General features: G+C 35.7%; 14 protein-coding genes. 12 read left to right on the top strand and 2 right to left on the bottom strand.

All coding sequences use genetic code 11. From position 1 onward, the window contains the following. Window positions 1–122 precede the first annotated feature (122 nt). From NQT65_RS20075 to NQT65_RS20055, 5 genes are read left to right on the top strand one after another with little or no spacing between them, the layout of a single operon-like run. Window positions 123–1,349, top strand: coding sequence for a tyrosine-type recombinase/integrase (locus NQT65_RS20075; RefSeq protein WP_054982880.1), 1,227 nt, complete (start codon window positions 123–125; stop codon window positions 1,347–1,349). Next, a complete protein-coding gene (locus NQT65_RS20070) occupies window positions 1,336–3,045 on the top strand; it encodes a site-specific integrase (protein WP_054982881.1) in 1,710 nt (569 codons plus the stop codon). The genes NQT65_RS20075 and NQT65_RS20070 overlap by 14 nt, the downstream gene beginning before the upstream one ends. Window position 3,046: 1 nt before the next feature. Continuing rightward, window positions 3,047–5,110 carry a hypothetical protein gene (locus NQT65_RS20065; RefSeq protein ID WP_054982882.1) on the top strand — a complete coding sequence of 688 codons (2,064 nt, stop codon included), beginning with the start codon at window positions 3,047–3,049 and terminating at the stop codon, window positions 5,108–5,110. Next, entirely contained in the window at window positions 5,103–5,594 is a 492-nt protein-coding gene (locus NQT65_RS20060) for a hypothetical protein (RefSeq protein ID WP_054982883.1), read from the top strand. Before NQT65_RS20065 ends, NQT65_RS20060 begins: the two co-directional genes overlap by 8 nt. A 16-nt stretch (window positions 5,595–5,610) precedes the next feature. Then, window positions 5,611–6,324: a hypothetical protein gene (locus NQT65_RS20055; RefSeq protein WP_054982884.1), complete on the top strand. Its 714-nt coding sequence runs from the start codon at window positions 5,611–5,613 to the stop codon at window positions 6,322–6,324. Window positions 6,325–6,566: 242 nt separating this feature from the next. On the opposite strand, the gene NQT65_RS20050 is transcribed toward NQT65_RS20055, so the two are convergent. Beyond that, on the bottom strand, window positions 6,567–6,833 hold the full coding sequence (locus NQT65_RS20050) for a transposase (protein ID WP_054982885.1): 267 nt from the start codon (window positions 6,831–6,833) through the stop codon (window positions 6,567–6,569). A 95-nt stretch (window positions 6,834–6,928) separates the two neighbouring features. On the opposite strand from NQT65_RS20050, the gene NQT65_RS20045 reads away from it, so the two are divergent. The 7 genes from NQT65_RS20045 (at window position 6,929) to NQT65_RS20015 (ending at window position 16,256) form a co-directional block, all read left to right on the top strand. Beyond that, a complete protein-coding gene (locus NQT65_RS20045; RefSeq protein ID WP_054982886.1) occupies window positions 6,929–7,240 on the top strand; it encodes a helix-turn-helix domain-containing protein in 312 nt (103 codons plus the stop codon). Between the two features lie 31 nt (window positions 7,241–7,271). Continuing rightward, window positions 7,272–11,054: an SIR2 family protein gene (locus NQT65_RS20040; protein WP_054982887.1), complete on the top strand. Its 3,783-nt coding sequence runs from the start codon at window positions 7,272–7,274 to the stop codon at window positions 11,052–11,054. A gap of 20 nt (window positions 11,055–11,074) precedes the next feature. Then, window positions 11,075–11,566 (top strand): hypothetical protein, encoded by a 492-nt coding sequence (locus tag NQT65_RS20035; RefSeq protein WP_054982888.1) that lies wholly within the window; start codon window positions 11,075–11,077, stop codon window positions 11,564–11,566. 19 nt (window positions 11,567–11,585) lie between these two features. After that, window positions 11,586–11,927 (top strand): hypothetical protein, encoded by a 342-nt coding sequence (locus NQT65_RS20030; protein WP_054982889.1) that lies wholly within the window; start codon window positions 11,586–11,588, stop codon window positions 11,925–11,927. 21 nt (window positions 11,928–11,948) lie between these two features. Continuing rightward, a complete protein-coding gene (locus tag NQT65_RS20025; protein WP_054982890.1) occupies window positions 11,949–12,548 on the top strand; it encodes a hypothetical protein in 600 nt (199 codons plus the stop codon). A gap of 397 nt (window positions 12,549–12,945) precedes the next feature. After that, window positions 12,946–14,643 carry an ATP-dependent nuclease gene (locus NQT65_RS20020; RefSeq protein WP_054982891.1) on the top strand — a complete coding sequence of 566 codons (1,698 nt, stop codon included), beginning with the start codon at window positions 12,946–12,948 and terminating at the stop codon, window positions 14,641–14,643. Window positions 14,644–14,645: 2 nt separating this feature from the next. Beyond that, on the top strand, window positions 14,646–16,256 hold the full coding sequence (locus NQT65_RS20015) for a UvrD-helicase domain-containing protein (RefSeq protein WP_054982892.1): 1,611 nt from the start codon (window positions 14,646–14,648) through the stop codon (window positions 16,254–16,256). Between the two features lie 228 nt (window positions 16,257–16,484). Here the strand turns inward: NQT65_RS20015 and NQT65_RS20010 are convergent, their stop codons facing one another. Continuing rightward, window positions 16,485–18,146: a hypothetical protein gene (locus NQT65_RS20010; protein ID WP_054982893.1), complete on the bottom strand. Its 1,662-nt coding sequence runs from the start codon at window positions 18,144–18,146 to the stop codon at window positions 16,485–16,487. Between the last annotated feature and the right edge of the window lie 563 nt (window positions 18,147–18,709).

Genomic DNA, 18,709 nt, shown 5'->3' with positions numbered 1-18,709 from the left:
TACTATGACAGGCTAGTGTAGAAAACATACCAATACACTTTTAAAAAATCTGGAATAATTCAAAAGCCAACTATACTTACCTTAAAGTTAGTTGGCTTTTTTATTTCAGAAAGGAGGAAAGTGTGGCTAAACTTATTCGCTCAGCTCTGGTAAAAATAAAAAAGTCAGAGACAGAGCTTGAAGATTTAGAGTCTCTACCAACTCTATATACTTCTGACGCGAGGTTCGTTCACTCTGTTAATGCTTGGTTCTATGATTTGGTAGCCTGCAAAAGACTGAAAGATCTGAACTCTTATTCTAGAGCACTTCTTTGTTACTGGTCATATTTAGAAGTTAACTCTCTGAATTGGGATGAGTTCCCACCAATAAAAAGGCTAAAGCCCACTTATAAGTTTAAATATCACTTATTGTCAGAAGTAAACAGTAGAAAAATTTCTCCCTCAACCGCTAACCTTTATTTAAAGCACGTTGTGCAATTCTATATATGGGCTATCGAAGAATCTGAGATCGAAATAAATGACGAAAAAACAGCTCCTTTTGTAATTGAGTTCATTAGCATCAAAAGAACTGATAAATTAGCTCATTTAAAACCTAAGTTCATAGTTCAAACTACTGACCTGAAAATACGTGTCCCAAAAAAGTCTGAGAGTGGTCTAAGTCCTTTAACGAGTGAGTCGCTATTAGCATTTTCTAATAAGCTCAAAAGCGAACCAATTGAATTTAAATTAATGTGTGCCCTTGCTCTTTTAAGCGGGCTTAGAAAATCTGAGGCCTGCTCGTTCACACAAGAAGCTTTAAATAGCGCTATACCAACTAGCAATTCCCACACTAGATATACTTTAACTTTAGGGCCATCTACAGGTGTAAATACCAAATATAACAAACAAAGAGAAATTGAAGTTCCTGCAACTCTATTCAACAAACTAAAAGATTATTCAATTAGCGAAAGGAGGCTAAAAAAGATCCAGAAATTAAAAATTCGTGGTGAATATGAACCACTTTTTATTAGCCAATACGGAAATCAAGCTCCCGTAGGAACTTTGAGTGCACGTTGGTCTGACTTCAGAAAAATTATCAAGTTCACACATAGCAACTTTCACTACTCGTTCCATGACTTGAGGAGTACGTACGCGACCTATCGACTTAACGATCTTCTTGATGCAGGGCTTGGTGTTGGTGAAGCTCTTGATTGCCTTATGCATTGGATGGGCCATGATCAAGAAAGCACTACAATGAAATATATAAGGTATTTACAGAAAAAGACTGCCCTTGAAAATAAATTCGGCTTGCTTGATCAAATAATGCATAACGCTATAGAGAGTGAAGGTTTCATCAATGAGTCCGAATAAATGGCAAGAAGAAATGTGCTTGAAGCTAAGAAGCGGCGCTAACACCACGCATTATTTAGATTTTAATAGAATACGCTTCAACGGCATTCCACCAACTAAAAGAATAAGAGACTTAAAAGGCATTGAGTTTGCCCATCGTGATGATTTAGCTAATGAGTTCCAAAAAGTACTCACAATGCTTCGCTTAGAAAAGTCGGATGCAACCATATCAAACTACTACTACAAATTTACTTATTACCTTAAGTGGTGTGACGCACTAAACATGCTCCCAATTGAGCAAAGCACAATACAAAAATTCTGTATGTATTGTTACGAGCGCTATCGATTAGGAGAGCTTAAAAGTAGCGCATATATAACTTTTACTAGCACTCTAAAAGTGATTTTTTCAAACTTAGAAATCAACAACGCCTCAGAAAAATGGCTAAATAACATTGTTATCATTCCAAACAATGACACTCAACCACATGAACCCTACACAAGCTCTGATTTGAAAAAGATGCTTCCTTTTCTTCGTTCACTCTTCAAACAAACGGCTAAACAATTTTTAGCTTCCCCAGAGAAATATATAGCCGCTTCGAAGAAAAGCTCTCCAATGTTCTTCGAATGGAAAGGTAAGACTCACAAAGTTTATCTTCCTGTAAATAAAATGATGATAGCCGCTACGTTTTTACTCGCTTATTACACTTATTCCAATACAACCCAAATTCTAAACCTTCGACGGCCAAAGTCTGCAGGGTATAAAAATGAAAATTGGTATGTAATGAGCGCCTTTAAAAGAAGAGCCTTCAAAGTAATAAACATTGAGATAGGTGAGCACCATATTGACATACCTAAATATTGCATAGATTTTTTTAATACTTTATTAGATGTATCAAAAGTAATTGATAACTCTGATGACGCTCCTTTAATTCAGGCTTGTTGGGAAAATAAGAGAGCACCTTTGAACAATGCGTTTTTACGTGATTTCAATAGTATTTTTATAAAAAAAAGCTTCCCGATGTATGACTCTACAGGCAAAGAGCTTAGATTTAGCGTTTCAAGATTCAGAGCAACAGGAAGCTTTATTTCTCAACTTAACAGCAATGAAATCGAAACGGCTCTATTGCTAAACAACACTCCCAGAACAGTCAAAAGTCACTACTCAGAGGGAAATAAGCTAGAAAATAACATAATGATGCAACAAGCATCTCTAATAAGAGCAGAGCAAGCCAAGAGTCTTTCTTCAATAGATAAAGCTAAGGAGAACCTCGATATCAAGGTTCTCAAATATGAAGAACTGCAAGAACAACTTTCACCACAAATTAAACAGTCTGCTCATGGTTCATATTGCGCCAACCCTTTTGGCGAACAATCAAAGAAGTTTAGTAAAAAAGTCAGTTCCTATGGTTTACACGAGTTAAAGTTAGCATGTGCTGATCTTCTTGGTTGCTTTGGATGCGATCATCAAGTAATTGTCCAATCGGTTGAAGATATATGGTGCCTATTGTCATTCAAAGAGTGTATTGAAGAATCATTGTACTTCCACCTAAATGCGAAACACTTTGATCAAAACTTTAGTAAGGTTTTAAATTATATCGATCAAAATATTCTCCCTAAAATTGCAAAAAAGATCATTGCTGACGCTGAAGTTAAATTAACTGAAGAAGGGCGACACCCTCTTTGGCTTACCCCTGACTCGCTACCAACGGTTAAATAATATGACCCCACTAATTGCTCTCCCAAAAGACATTCCTCAAAAACTACTGACACAGTTTGTAGATGTAATCGAACTACGTAACAAACATGACTGGAGGAAACTTAATCAGGTTGTAATTAGTAAAGACTTTATGGGCAAGGATAAAAGCTACTTCGGAGACCAAGTTTGGGATATGACTGCCTACGCAGCGAGGATTCAAATAAATAAAAAAAGTAAATTTGACTTTGGCTTTATAGAAAATTCTGAAGAGTTAACTCTAGAATTAAAACTTATTGTTTATGGCTGGATTTATCAAAAGAACAGCACAAGAAGTAGCCATATAAAAATACAAACTTTAGTAAATAGGCTTGCCGCGCTTAAAAAGGTTTATACTTTTTTACTTCAAAATAATCATAAATCAATTTCAGCCTTAAATGATAAAAGAACTTCACAATCACTAGATTCATACCTTATCAATAAAAAGTTAGCACAACGCACTTTAGAGCACGTTTATGCTGGTATAAACAGCATCTTCAGATTACAAAGTTGGCTACAGCTTGATTTGACTCTATCAACACTAAAACCATACGAACACGCTTTAAAATTAAGCACTAAAACACCCCAACAAACCCTTTCTATTCCAGAAAGAATAGCTGATGAGCTCTATGCTAAAGCGATAGAGTTAGTCGAGGTTTATTACCCGCATAGGCATACGCTCGCAGATATTGAGAATGATCTACAAGATAATTACCTCAGAGGGAAAGCCATTGTTGATTTTAAAATCAACAATGGTAGTTGGAAGTTTTTAAATGTACCCAAATCAGGTTACCCTATAGCTCACCGAAAAGCCCAGGAGGTTAATAAGGCTGCCCCTCAAAAGTGCTCAAGTATATTATCAAAATACACTTCAAAGACTCCTTTTCAGAGCATAAAAACTGCTACTAGTTGGAAAAAGTTATATGGCCGAATAACCACAGCTTGCTATATTTGCTGTGGTGCATTTTCAGGGATGAGAGACTCAGAGCTTAGTGTATTGAAACCAAACAGTTATTTCTGTGATGAAATAGGAGGGCATACATTTCATCTATTGCAATCTCGAACCTTTAAATTAGGTGAAAAAAATACAACGTGGGTTACAGCTCCAATTACCGAAAAAGCTGTCGAACTTATGAAAGAGTTCACAAAAAACTGGAGGAAGGAGCTTCTTGAGGCTAACTATGAAAAAGAAAGTAATTATTTATGGTTAAATAGAACCGCTCGCTCAAAGTTGCCTGTAGTCATAACAAAATGGCCTGACAGATTACAGCTTTTTTCTGACACATATGGCTCAACAATAACAAAAGAAGATCTAGTTGAAGCATTTCGATCTAATCCAAATGCACATGACAAGATTAAAGAAATATGTACCTTAGGTAAAAACTGGCCCCTCAAAACACACCAATTTAGGCGTTCATTGGCACTGTTCACAACAAGACATCGAATCGGTAATAGTTGCGCTCTTAAACAACAATATAAACAAACTTATCTGCAAATGGCTGATTGGTATAGTGTCGGTAGTATTAGTAACAGGCTACATGATTTAAGAATAGATAGTGACTTTCAACACCTTCTTGAAAAGACACAGTTAGAAGAAACCGCTAATAAATTTTTTGACATGATTAACAGTGACACTCCTTTATCCGGAACTCATGGCAAAGCAATCATGCAAATGCGCGAGGATCTTCCATACATTTACAGCTCCTGGGATGTAATTTACGATGCAGTCAAAAAAGGAACTTTAACATTGCATGGAACTATGCATAGCTACTGCAAGAATGGTTATGACTGCAATATGGATGGGGTCATAAACCCTGCCTTCTGTGTTGACTGCAAAAGCGGCGGCAGCATTATTGACGAAGCCCAAGCCAAAAACTGGCAACAAAAACATACTCGGCTCAGTTCGTACCTCAAAACCCAAATAGATTTATCTCCTTCTGTTTACGCCCATTGCATAACTCAAATCCGTGCGGCTGAGTCTGTAATGTCAGATTTCAACATTTCTTATGAACAATATAAGCACCCCATTGAGGTAACTCAGTATGACTAAGAGTGAAAACACCCTCATTAGATTAGAGGCAGCACTTGAGCGTATTTTGGCGGGAGAACCTAAGCGCATCCCCAAAAATAGGAAACTAAGCATAAGGGCTGTTGAAGAAGAAGCTAATCTTGGTAACGGAAGTTGTCACTACTACTCTGAATTCTCTTCCAAGGTAAGGATACTAAAAAGTAAACAAAAAAGCTCAAGCAGCCAGCAAGAAGCAGATACAGAGTATACTGATTCTTTAAGGTCTAAGGCCTCGAATGAAAAGAGAATAAAAGAAAAGTATCGTTCAGAAAATGTGGAACTAAAAAAGACAATTCAGCAACTAGCAGCGGAGCATCATCAATTTAATGAGTTAATACGCCGGCATAAGGCGCAGTCAAAACAACTCGAAATAGAGAATAAAGAGCTTAGCGTTGCTCTTGAAAATACTAGAGAAGAGTTGACGCAATTAAAGAGAGAACGCATTATCGAGTTCAATAAAAAATAAATGAGTATCTAGCCGCATGGAAGCAATCAATATTTTTAATGACTTGATAAAGCAGTCACCAAAAAATAAAAAACTCCTGGAGATCTTTTATGCCAATAAATTTGAAAAATACACACTAGTAACAACAGGTTTGTCTATAACCACGTTTTTTATACTTTACCTTTTTGATTCATCTAGAGAGTGGTCCCCGTTTGCGCTAATCACAGCTTTCATTCTCATTATTGCATACGCCTTTGGTCAATTTATATTTAACATCTCAAGCTTGAAAAACCCATCTAAAGACGTATTAGTTAGTATTGCTGAAAGCTTAGATCGACAAGTTTTACTTACTCAGCGATTAGGAACGTATTCATCATGGAATCTCCACCTTGCGAAAAGCCGAGTTGAATATGACATAGATAGGATATCAACTCGATTAGGGTTCCTAGTTGGAGCAATGGATAAATTAGGTCTAATTCCAGCTGCGTTTGGTTTATATTTAGTCTATGCCAAAACTTTTGGTGGGCCTCAGCTAGATAGTATTCCATATCCGATTTTAGGCTTTCTGGGTGGCTTATACTTGGGAGCTTTCTCAGCAGTAGCTATTATCAGCCGTTTTAAATATTTAAGAATGGTTTTGACTCATGCCATTGACTTAGCACAGCACAGAGAATCAGTACTTAAACAACCCTTAGCAAATGTACCTGATGCAGGCCGATTCGACACCCCACAATACAAAAACAATATTTGAGAAAATAATACGCCCCCATATATGAATAATGATGAGTTACAACGACTTGTATATGAAGCGTTTACTCGCTTTAATTATTTTTCAAATCAGCGAAAAGGAGTGTTTAAACTCCCCCCAGTATCAGTACATGACAATCTGCCCTTAAGGTTACCGAAGCTATTACCGTGATCCAAGCTCGCGAGGGGGAGAAATTAAAGATACTAAAAATAAAAAAATAACCAGTTAGCCTATTAATGAAAAAGCTAAATAGTTAATTTTTTTGCAAAAATAGAAGCGGCTTTAATTAAAATATCTCTCTCATCTGAGACTTGCTGAAGCCGCTGCTCTAACTTCTTCACAATAAACTTTTCTTTTGAATTCTTTTTTATTTCACTGTTTGCCTTTAACCACCTGTAAATTGTACTTTGCCCAATACCGTATTCACTAGAGACATCAGATACACGACGACCTTTAATGATGACTTTTTGTAATACCGATTTTTTAAATTCAGAAGAATAAGGTTTACTCACAGTATCCTCACATAGTCACTTAGGATTCCTAAGTATACATGATAGACTATAACTTAGAGAATCTAAGCATGGCTTTCTTTTTTCATGATTAACTTTTGGATTTTAATAACCCACTTCCCAAGCGCCTCAAAGAGGCGAGGCAGCGAGAAAGAATTTCTCAAAAAACACTGGGAATTAATATTGGCATGGACCCTAGCTCTGCGAGTGGTCGCATGAACCATTATGAAAAAGGCAGACATACTCCTGATCTTCAAACCTTAAAAAGAATTGCTAAAGAGCTCGATGTTCCACTGAATTATTTTTTCTGTGAAGATGAGACTACAGCAGAGCTAGTTATTGAGATAGCAAAATTAGATACAGAGAAGAAGTTTATATTAATTCAAGAGCTTAAAGGACTGCCTAAATAGCTACATTGTATCCATAAACAAGGAAGGTTAAATGCGATTTAATGAAAATGGACCTAATATTCCAGATGAACTTCTTGATAAATGTGACCGCGGCAAAGTAGTTTTATTTTGTGGGGCTGGTGTTTCTTTTAACTCTGGACTACCAAGCTTTATAGATCTAACAAAAGCTGTAATTGATTTTTTTTCTCCACCAGAAAGCTCCGAGGTTTACCAAGAATTCTTACCTTGGATCAGCGAAGGCTTTAATAAGTCACATTTAAAAACTCCATTAGATCAAGTTTTCCACTTGCTATACCAAGACTACGGACGTGACGAAGTTAATCAAATCGTTGCCAGGGTACTTTCCAAATCTAATTCTATTGATGATGTTGGCAAGGAGCATGGTATATTAAAACTCTTATCCAGTGGTCAAAGCGGTAAACCAAAAATAGTAACTACAAATTTTGACCTACTTTTTGAGCAGAACGAAGTCCTCTCTTATAGTGAACCTCCTTTTTTCCCTGATCTATCATCCGGCGCAAGTCTCGAAGCAATAACCTATTTGCATGGCAGGCTAAAAGATCCGTCTGAAAAACATCATCCTTATATTTTAAGTAGCGCAGATTTTGGAAGAGCATATTTATCCGAAGGTTGGGCAACTAAATTTATAATTCAATTATTAGAGGTATACACAGTAGTTTTAGTCGGCTATCAAGCTGAAGATCCTCAGGTGAAATATTTACTTCAGGGACTTAATCATGATGAAAAGTTTGACCGGACAAAAATTTACGCATTTGATAAAGGCGAGGCTGAAGACATCGAAGCCAAATGGCGTGATCGCGGTGTTACTGCAATAGCATATCCAGACCACCGAGATTTATGGGAAACACTTTCAATTTGGTCAGAGAAAGTCGATAAACCCAAACAATGGAAAAAGTATATATTAAATCTTGCATCCTCAAGCCCAAGAGAGTTAAAACCTTTCCAACGGGGCCAAGTTGCTAATTTTCTTACTACCTCAGCTGGGGCTAAATTATTTAGTACTGCAGAGCCCACACCTTTAGCTGAATGGTTATGTATACTTGATCCTCAAATAAGGATAGGAAAACCGAGTAAAAGTCACAACTTTAAGGATAGCGATGCCGAATCATTTGATCCATTTATTGAGTATGGACTAGACGATGATCCTTCGAGACCGGTGGATACAGAAAACTACAATTTGCCAATAATACCATATAAAAACTATTTATCATGGTTACCGTGTGACAACATTGCAACTGAAGATATTGACTTGCGCTCAAACACTAACTTGATATCACCTAGACTCTGGTATATCACAAATTGGATAATAAAGAGCTTAGACGACCCTATTATTGCATGGTGGGCCATTAGAAAAAGATCTTTGCATAACACTTTAAAAGAAAGAATCTTAGAGAAGCTTTATAGTACTAATACACTTAACCCTAACGCACGAAAAGTATTAAGCTATATAGCTAACAAGCAGTTTGAGGGTGGTGATTGGTTTAACCCGTCTTATAACTACTATAAATTTCAAGATCTAATAAAAAATGAAGGATGGAATTTCACAACCTTACGCTTTTATGAGACAAAGTTAGAGCCTTTCGTGGAATTTGAAAGCCCATATGGTATACATGCATCAAGACCCCCTTTAAAAGCATGGAGTGAAATACGTTTATCTGATATTTGTAATTTTGAAATAAAGTTCCCTTTAAGGCTTGAGCATAATATTGAGGTGCCAGACGCCTACTTGTATCGAGTTTTACAAGCTACTTTAACCCACTTACAATATGCTAACGATTTATCAAATGAGTTTGACCACAAGCATTTTTATAATACTCCTTCGTGTTATCCAGACCCTAATGAAGACACTTACAACTTAGAAGAGCACAGCTCATTTTATTTTTTTATTGAAAATTTCGAAAAATTAGTAAATAAATTTCCCTCACAAGCAAAAGCGCTTAGCTTTAATTTAAATTTAAACAACTCCTTATATTTTAATAAACTAAACTTTTATTCATATGGGTTTAACTCTATTTCCTCCGCTTCAGAAGCGGCAAACTATATATTATCAATTGATCAGGAATGTTTTTGGAGTCAAAACTATCAACTCGATTTACTTCGTTTATTAGAAAAAAGATGGAAAGATTTTTCTAATACAAATAAAGAAAAACTAGTTAAAAAAATCCTACAGGGCCCTAATAAACATAAGCATATATCAGATGAAGAATTTCAAACTTTCAAGAACATAGAAATATTTCGCTACATTAAATGGTTTGAACTCAGTCAATTGGTTCTGCCTGAAAAGTACAGAAAAAAAATCGACATGATCATATCCATGCATCAAGACTGGCAAGTTAAAGAACCGGCGGAATTGGTGCATAAAACATCTGTAAAAGTTCATGGAATTACAATTGATGAGGAAACTGATTTAATCATTAATGCTCCAATTAGTGAGGTAATTAAAAGATCAATACAAGTTTATGATAGAGGCTTTGAAGAATATACAGCTAGGAGGCCATTTGATGGCTTAATAAAACTTAGGCCTAAAAAAGCGTTATTAGCATTGTCGTATTTGAGTAAAAGAAAAGATAACCCAAAGTATTTCTGGTCGGTTTTATTAGATAATTGGCCGGATAGTGCAAGCAGAAAGACTAAAATCACATTACTAAATCGGCTTTATAAATTACCTAAAGAGATATTAATTGAGCTAAGTTATAACTTAAGTAATTGGCTTGATCGCCACGGTTCAATCTATTTAAAAGAGTTACCTAGCTTATGCTATAAATTTTTCGACTACTGTACATCAGTAATGTTAAGAGATGAGCAAAGCGCTTTGGACTCCAAAGATACTTCAATCAGTCACATTACATGGATTGAAGCTAGAGCTAGCTTAACAGGCGCTATTCTTAATACATATATCAGAGAAATTGACTCTTATCGTTTAGATAGAAATGCTGAAATACCAAGCATATTTAAAGACAAAATTGAACAATTTTTAATAAGTGAAGATACTGTTGGCGCTTACGCATCAGCAATACTTTCTTATCAAATAAGTTGGTTACATTATATAGACTCTTCTTGGGTTCAAAGCTTCCTTTTGCCATTACTAAATCTAGATAATAAGTTATCTGCTCCTGCTTGGAGTGGTGTAATTGCAAATAAATTACCATCTGTCGAGGTAAGCGTCCTATTGAAGCCAAAGATGATTCATCTGTTCCCCAGAATTTATGAATGGGCTTGGGATCAGAGACTCATAGAGGCCACATCACATAAAATAATTGAGCTTGCCTTACCTTCATATGAAGGTAAGGATAAAATAAACGCTTCAGATGCTAAAAATTGCTTTAGAAATATGAGAGAAAAAGAAAGAGCAACGGTAATTCGATATTTGAGTAAGGGCTTTACAAAAAACTCTGATGAATGTCTTAGAGACGTAACTACTATTATCGAGGATATTTGGCCTAGAGAGAGAAAATACAGAACTAAAGAACAAACAGCAGCATGGATTAGCTTATTAGAGAAGTCTGGTAGCTATTTTCCCACATTATTTTACTCTATAGAGTGGTGTTTAACACCATTGGAAGTTCAACATCATTGGTTACATTCATTTACACGCAATACTTCAGAATCAATTCCATTAGCTTATCAATTTCCCAATGAGGTTCTAAGCCTGTGTAATCTGATAATACCAAAAGAGACACGTTCATCCCTTTATCACTTAAAAGAAGTTCTAGATCTTATAGAGCAAGCAAACAATGATATTGTTAATGATCAGCAATTCATGAAACTAACTAAAATATGTGAAAATATTTAACTTACAATTAAGAGGTTAGAATGGATATAAACCTTTTGGTTCAGCTCATTACAATAATAACAGCGTTATTAGCTATTGGGCTTACCTATTGGACTATTAGAACACAACAAAAACACAATAAACTATCGGTTTCACCAAGGCTAAGTGACTGGCTTCATACGGACGATAGCTCCATTTGCTTCGATATAATCAATAAAGGGCTAGGTACTGCACAAGTTAGATCATTTGAGTTCATTGTTAATGATAAAAGCATCTCTTGGTCTGAACTTGATAGTGATATTCGTAATTATTTTAAAGCCGAGTTAGACACTAAGAATGTATATACATCAAGTTTATCTGCCACGAGCTACATAGCTCAAAATGAAAAAGTATGTATTCTTAAGTTACATTTTTTACCTGGAATGGATATGAGCTCTATCGAGAAGAGACTAACTACCAGATATAAACTAAAAATAGAATATGCCTCGTTATATGAGCAAGTATATTTTTACAGCTCCCCCCTTAAGAGTTAATAGTATTTAGGTATGTGTAATGATGAAAAATGAAGTGGAAAAAGAAATCTTTGAGCTGCAAATACAATTTACTGAGTTAATGCGTCTATTTGATGACAAAGAAATAAATTTGGATGTTATCTCAGTCAGATATTCCAAATTAAAACAACAAGTAAATGGTCGTGTAAACGATTTAGAAAAAGCTAGAAAGGATAGTCGGCTCAATGAATATGAAGGCTATTTCTTACTTCCATGCATGAAAAAGATAAGCCTCAGCTGTAATGCTAGAGTAGGTTCAAAAGATAAATCCGCACTAAGCTCATCTATATATGATGGTGAGGATTATTGCTCGTATTGGCTGACAGAAATAAAAAATAGTTAAATTACTTTTAGGTAAACAATAATGCCGAACCAAATAGAAATATCTATTGTTAGATCGCAACGACTTATATCTGCTGCAAAGACTTTGTTAGATTTAATCGAAGACGATGAGCTATTCTTGTGCGATAAGCGAGAGCCCTTTGTTTTACTCTGTGCTTTATCTATAGAAGCAATACTAAATGAAGCCCTAAGCGACTTAAAAAACTTATTGCAAGAGCAAGAGCTAGGCAAAAGTTTAATTAATGCCTTTGCTACTATGGGGTTACAAGCAAAACTTAATAGTTTATTTTATATTCTATCTAAGGGGCGCTATACAATAAATAAATCTTCAGACTGTTATTCATATTTGAGAAAAATAATAAAAGCTAGAAACATAAGTGCTCACCCAAAACCTGTTGAATTGGGTTCATTTGAAATTGACATGTACAAAAATACCGATGGTTTTGATTCTTTTTCGCTGCCAAAAGAAGTGTTTACTAAAGGGCTGTTGCAATCCGATATTTTTACGGCTCAAGAATTAAAAAACTGCTTATTAAATATCACTCTATTACAAAATACCCTCAAATATATAGTCAGAAAAGATCCGTTAGAAAACAGAGAACTTTTACTAGAGGTTAGCTAAGATACATCAATGTAATGTCTTTTAAAGCTACTTATATGTAGTAGCTTTGACAGACATTACGCTTTTTTGTACTTCATCTAAAAGGCTGCGATAACCTGACACTGGGAAAGTTAAATTTATTCCTGCTTTTTTGAGTAGGAGCCTAATTTTGTCCGATAACATTATTAACCGCCGTTTTGGTTCAAAATAACAAGCTTAATTTCAAGCTATCTTAATTACTCGTTTACAAAGGTAATTATTGGTGAAATTATCAGGGTATGTAATACACGCCGTTTTAGTGTGTATCAAACCACCGAAATGGTGTTCGATAAGCTGTTACACGTCATTTCAGATATACAGCAATGAGTTTCAAGGTAGTAATTAGGTTAGCTCTGCCAATGTCTATAAGGAAAGAGAATTGAAAATAAGTAAGGTGCATTTAGAAGGATTTAGAAATTTTTCCAATTCGAATATTAATTTTAACAAAAACACTTTAATTATTGGCGCCAACGATGTGGGAAAAAGCAATTTACTCCATGCATTAAGAATACTATTAGACAAAAGCTTATCTGAAGTGGATATCGAGCCAAGTGAGCTTGATTTTCATATTAATCCGACCGGTGTCAGCGACGAAATATCAATTACCGTTAAGTTTTCAGATATCACCGAAGACGCTGTTATCTCGGTTCTTAAGGGGAGCGTTAGTGAAAATAATGAAACCTTTTTACGATATACCGCAGTACATAGCAGCCTAAGTTATAAGCTATTTGTTGGTCCTTCAGTTGATGATCTACAAGAAGTCAACAGTCGTTTTTATCTAAAACACATGCACTTAAAATATATTGAGTCTCAACGTGATTTAGAGAGGTTCATCCGCAAGGAAAAGCGGCAGCTGTTAAAAATTGCTCAAGAATCACTTTCTGACGATGAGAAGCAAGAAGATGATGATTTACTTGGTGAAATCAGTAGTGACTTAGAAAACCTCAATGATAAAGTCTCTCAATTGGTTTATGTAGATAACGCAATGAATAACGTTAATGACGAACTAAAGAAGTTAGCTCATCATTATGCTAATTATGAGGTGCAACTTGACACGGGGGCAATTCAGGTAAATGACTTTATAGAAAAGCTACAGCTTGGTGCTAATACCAATGGCTCTAACGTGATGCTCGGTGGCGATGGGCGAAATAATCAAATACTGTTAGCTTTATGGAAAGCAAAAAGTGCACAAGAACATGATTTAGAAAACGAAGTTATCTTCTATGTTATCGAAGAACCAGAAGCACATTTGCACCCTCATCAACAGAGAAAGTTGGCAACTTATTTAATTGATGAGTTGCCCGGTCAAACGATTATTTCTTCCCACTCACCACAGATAACTGTGAATTTTTCGCCTGACTCTATCATACGGTTACTTCCCCAAAATTCATCAACAGTAGCTGCTAGTGAGGGATGCTCAGATTGTATTGAGTCAGGTTGGGAAGATATGAGTTACAGAATGAGTATTTTGCCAGCTGAAGCATTTTTCTCTGACGGTATATTCTTAGTCGAGGGGCCATCTGAAATGCTCTTTTATCAGTCACTATCTAAAGCCTTGAATATTGACCTTGATTTTGAAAACTTGTCAATCCTTTCCGTCGACGGTATTTCTTTCAAAGTATTCATATCTATACTCGATGCGCTTCAAATTCCATGGATAATGAGAACCGATAACGATGTTTCAAAAATATCAAGTAAAAATGAATGGCAGCATGCAGGCATTAATCGTTGTTTAAGTCTTATAGGAGAAGACCCATTCGATAGAGGTTATACCGAGTTTTCCCCTCAAGATACTGTGGACAATGGAGAGTGGCAAACAGCTTCGGATATGCTCAATGACCAAGGAATATTTTTATCTAAAGTTGATTTAGAAACTGATTTAGTTGAAGAACTATCTGATGAAATACAAACAGCGGTTGGAAAATCTGACGATGATTCCGCAATCAAGTACCTTCAAGGAAAAAAAGCACTAAGGATGAGAAATTTGCTTAAATCTATTTCAAGAGATCTTCATAAGCTGAATAGAGGTGAATTAGCAAAACCATTGCACAAACTAGTAGAGATGAGAAGGTCTTAGTAATGAGCACTTTTAATCCAACACTGCAGCAGCAGGCCGCGATTGACTGTGAAGATAGCATTGTCATTACAGCTTGTCCTGGTAGTGGAAAAACCACCGTGATAAAGGAAAAAATCCGAGGGATTACACCGAATCTATCTAGTCATAAAGGTGTAATTGCTATTACTTTTACGAAAAAAGCGAGTGAGGAGCTTAAGAAGCGCTGCAAAGAGAATGCTCACGACACAAAACTTAGCTTTTACGGCACAATAGATAGCTTTTGCTTGAAAGAATTGATATTGCCATTTTTAGGTCGAATATGGGATGGCAAACCGTCTGATTGTAAGATAGTTAAAAAACTAGACTCTCATCAGCAACTTTACTTATCCGGAGAATACAATTCACCGACTTGTGATGAACTTAGTTCTGATGCTGGTTTTAAAGCATTATACGATGCAGGTATATTGTGGATGAATAGTTTTGCTGCATTGTCATTATTAATTCTTAACAACTCGGTTACCGCACAGCGTTATATAAGAGCACGTTACTCGCATGTTTTTATCGATGAATACCAAGACTCGTCTCAATCTCAGCATGAATTATTCATAAAAATAAAAGAGCTTGGATTAATCGCAACGGCAGTTGGAGACATTGACCAGTCGATATATCAATTCAGGGGAAGTCAGCCAAAATTCTTGCTAGCCTTAATCGAAGACAATGCTAACTTTCAGCACTTTGAACTCGACTTAAACCATAGATGCCACCCATCAATTGTTAATTATGCTTCCCGTGTTCTTGATCCTGAATACAAATTGATAGCTCATGAAGATGATATTTATGTGTTTCGTCGTCTTATTAATGGAAGCTTAAAAAATGCTGCAGAACATATTTCACCATGGATAGACGATTGGTTAGAAAAAAACACAATTAACAATGCATCTGATGTAGCTATCCTAGCTAAGAAGGAAATATCGTTAAGAGAATTTGCAACTGGTTTAAACCATAATCACCGACTATATACTGACAGCCCCCTCAATGACATAGGAACTGAATGTGCTGACGTTTATTCAGATTTGCTATTATATAAGTACGGAGCTATTCCAACCGCTCAAGACGTAATAGAAAAGTATTTCTTTCAACTGCCAGCAAGAAATATGGCAAATATACGAAGACAATTAAAGGGTATCCGAGCAGAAGCTATACTAGAGGCTTTCATTGAGAAGAGTAACGACTTACTTGAATTAATCGGGTTCGATGAATTTGAAGAAGAAAATGATGCTGTGAGGCTTATCTGGAGCAAAGATACATGGGTTAAGCTGTTCAAGCCAATAGCTAAAGATGAAGTTCAGTTAATGACACTTCATAAATCTAAAGGCCTAGAATTCAAAATAATATTGCATTTAGATATGGAGGAATGGTCTTTTCCACATAGAATTCCGGGGGTTAACTGGGATGACATTAACTACCCAAGCCTAGCCGAAGATACTAATCTGCATTATGTTGGGGTTACGAGAGCTGAGTTATGCTGCATTTTAATTCGTACATCGTTACGCAGAAACGCGCAAGGAAACTATGGAAACTCAAGGCCATCTTATTTTCTAGGTTTACCTCAGCTTGAAGGGTTATACCAATGAATCACTTAGAAAGATTGAAAAAGTAAAAGAGCTTATTGTTAGCAGTCTAAATCACGTGTAATAAGTCAAAGCGCTCGGACAACATGAACGGTGCCGGTGTTTGAAGCGTTACCAATGTTTGCTGTTGGCACACAATTGAACTTCGCCAAAAAGCGAATTTCAGATTGTAAAAGGCTGCAATGCTTGGAGCCAAGATTTTGTATATTCAGTTTTCAAAAGAAAAAGTTTTTAGCTATTTTTTCTATTAGTAGTTAATAAAATAATTAATGCTACAAATATAATTATACCTATAGAGATCCCTATAGATATTAGCGGACTTTGAACGTTGCTTAATGAAGGCCATACTTTTTGAACTAAAGGGTGAAAAACAAAATCAGCAAGACTTGCCGCCCCCACTAAACCAAAAGTAACTGCAAGCCACCTGTCACTTCGACTCTTAGCTTGATCCGATTTATATCTTAATTCGTCAAGGTGAAATCTTGCGGCTTCCTTACTAGGATTCACTAAAGATGCTGTTCCGAATACTTGAATTGCGTGTGAAAGTGCATCGTTAACTTCTCCTGCATTGCTACTTTGATGAACTAAAACTTCTGAATTTGCTAATACTTCATAAGCAGTTAATAAGTAGTCACTATTTATAGGTGATTGAGCCCATGAACAGGCTCTTGCTATATTAATGTTATTGTATTCGAGATGCTCTGTTCTCGCTTGGTTCTCGTAGATTCTTGACATTGTATTAGGTTCATTCCAAGCATCATCTAAACAATCTTTGGTTTTTAACCATGTCCATAGGATAGTAGCTCTATTTAAATGTAACGATGAATCATTGAAAAGTCTTAAGTCAATTGGTAAATCCAATGGACTTACTACATTTTCAGCTCTCATTAAAATTCTATTTATAGAGTTAGCAAAACTATTCAAAAGCTCACCTTTCGTTGACGGCTGCTCCTCAAAACGCATTAAAGAAATGGAGGGGCGACCTTGCCAAAAGTAACCTAGTGGCGATTTGCTCCCAACACTCTCATTAGTTACCAAAAGACTACTTATGCTGTTGCAATATATACTTCTACACTGTTCAATGGTTGACTCTTTTGAGTCAGTATTCTCGGTACCTACAATTTTATGGAGTGCCCAATCAAACCCGTCTAAAACAAATAGTTCCCCATCACTTTTTAATGTTTCTTCTAAAAAGTGACGGCTCTCATTCTTCATCTTTTTTATTAAACGTCGAATCCTGAAGCTTTTCAAAGGCTCCCCACCTAAAGAAAAATAGTCCTCGTAAGCATTTATTAAAACAATATTTGCATCCAATTTTTGTAACTTTGAGTCAACCCAAATTGATTTAAAATAACACTTAAAAATATTGACTACCTGAGGAATAAATTCTCCCTCATCTAAACCTTCCCATGTTTGATCCATTTGAAAACTGAGTACTGCAAGTCCACTGGAGAATATTTTAACCGATGAGTACAAAGGAATATGGTAGCCTTCAAAATCAATTACTAAAGGCGGTAAACTCGCTCTCATGTATGGCACTGAATGATTTTGAAATTGATTTTCGTGGAAAGCTATTTCAAGAGAATTAAATAAATCACTAGCAATGTTTTTAGGGATTTTATCGCTTAGTTTAATCTTCCATGATGAATCCCACTGGCGACCCTCTGGGCTAATTATTTCGACTTGTCTTTTTCCAGAGCTATCAAGATACATACATTTAAAATCGGAAAAGAATATGGATTTTGATACACCCGCTTCAAGCAACTTAGCTCCTGTTTTTAACAAATCTATATATAAACAATCAAAACCAATGGAGTAATTATAAAATACATTTGCTTGATTTATTTTTAAAGGTTTAATAGGTTTTTCCTTACTAACATAAATACTCCTCAAAACTATTTATCAACCAAAGAAACTCTTGATAACAATAGTATTTAGAGAATCCAAAGGCGATGTATGCCCATTAGATTACTTTACCTAGCGATACAAAACATCAAAAAGTTTATTTATATCAATTTCCCTAATTAAAGCCTGTTTGCAGTCTAGTTTTGCTTCATTTAGGTAATCAATGTAAGGAGTTGAGTCGTCAGTGATAGCTAAAACTGCTTCTAACTTAATAAATGCTTGTCCAGTACAGCTCTGCTTTTTTTGCTTTAAAATAAATCTTATAGGTATAAAAAGAGTAGGCCTTAATTTTAAGTATCGTAATCAATTACTGTTGGCACTTAGGCGACTGTCAGATTTGGTTAATTCCTATTATTCGAGCCAGTTAGTAAAGTTAAAACTTATTTGATGTCCAGCAAGTATGGAAATCCAATACAAAATCTGGAAAACCATTTTCCAGACCTCAGAAAAGTCCAAATTTCTTTGCAATTTTTCACTTTTTCTGAAAAAGCATTCTAGGTTATGTAAAACGTAGCTTTCCAGACTTTCTTCAGATTTTAAATGTAACAGTA

It is taken from the genome of Pseudoalteromonas agarivorans (genome assembly GCF_024518735.1).
Taxonomy (GTDB): Bacteria; Pseudomonadota; Gammaproteobacteria; order Enterobacterales; family Alteromonadaceae; genus Pseudoalteromonas; species Pseudoalteromonas atlantica.
Note: the sequence above shows the minus strand (reverse complement) of the source record. Positions and strands in the feature narration are given on the sequence as shown.

Excerpts from the sequence above, each read along its gene's own strand:
- NQT65_RS20070 (WP_054982881.1), top strand. The coding sequence starts at position 1,336 with ATGAGTCCGAATAAATGGCAAGAAGAAATGTGCTTGAAGCTAAGAAGC.
- NQT65_RS20065 (WP_054982882.1), top strand. The coding sequence starts at position 3,047 with ATGACCCCACTAATTGCTCTCCCAAAAGACATTCCTCAAAAACTACTG.
- NQT65_RS20060 (WP_054982883.1), top strand. The coding sequence starts at position 5,103 with ATGACTAAGAGTGAAAACACCCTCATTAGATTAGAGGCAGCACTTGAG.
- NQT65_RS20055 (WP_054982884.1), top strand. The coding sequence starts at position 5,611 with ATGGAAGCAATCAATATTTTTAATGACTTGATAAAGCAGTCACCAAAA.
- NQT65_RS20040 (WP_054982887.1), top strand. The coding sequence starts at position 7,272 with ATGCGATTTAATGAAAATGGACCTAATATTCCAGATGAACTTCTTGAT.
- NQT65_RS20035 (WP_054982888.1), top strand. The coding sequence starts at position 11,075 with ATGGATATAAACCTTTTGGTTCAGCTCATTACAATAATAACAGCGTTA.
- NQT65_RS20030 (WP_054982889.1), top strand. The coding sequence starts at position 11,586 with ATGATGAAAAATGAAGTGGAAAAAGAAATCTTTGAGCTGCAAATACAA.
- NQT65_RS20025 (WP_054982890.1), top strand. The coding sequence starts at position 11,949 with ATGCCGAACCAAATAGAAATATCTATTGTTAGATCGCAACGACTTATA.
- NQT65_RS20015 (WP_054982892.1), top strand. The coding sequence starts at position 14,646 with ATGAGCACTTTTAATCCAACACTGCAGCAGCAGGCCGCGATTGACTGT.